Annotated in this window: 1 protein-coding gene; it reads right to left on the bottom strand. The window is 58.8% G+C overall.

Annotation, left to right across the window (positions count from 1 at the left end; genetic code table 11):
- Positions 1–291, bottom strand: a 291-nt coding sequence (locus tag KVS69_RS19065; protein ID WP_217539533.1) for a hypothetical protein, incomplete at its 3' end; no start/stop codon positions are given.
- Between the last annotated feature and the right edge of the window lie 54 nt (positions 292–345).

The raw sequence follows: 345 nt of genomic DNA, 5'->3' as shown, positions 1-345 counted from the left end.
TTCCAGCTTGTCGACTTCTAGGACAACTTCGCTCTGGCTGTCCCCGTAACAGCCCGCGCCCGTCGCGTACCCAGCGATTGCGAACTTGTTCCGCTCCATCGCACCGCGAAAATCGGCATCCCGGTACAACTCGCGCAGGTTGACGATCACGTTACCAGCGGGCGGCTTGATGGAGAAAATGACGCCCTGATAGCCCTGCCCCTCGGGCGGTACGCCGCCCTTGAAGCCCTTGGCGATTTCGAGGTCCGTTGTCCACGAGGAAACTTTCTCGAACAGGCGGTTTTCGCCCAACAAATCCCATACACCACCCTTCCCAAGCGCAATCTGTCTATGGCACACCAAGAC

The sequence above is a fragment of the Stenotrophomonas sp. GbtcB23 genome (assembly GCF_019091045.1).
Lineage (GTDB): Bacteria > Pseudomonadota > Gammaproteobacteria > Xanthomonadales > Xanthomonadaceae > Stenotrophomonas > Stenotrophomonas rhizophila_A.
This window is presented reverse-complemented; position numbering and strand designations above follow the sequence as displayed.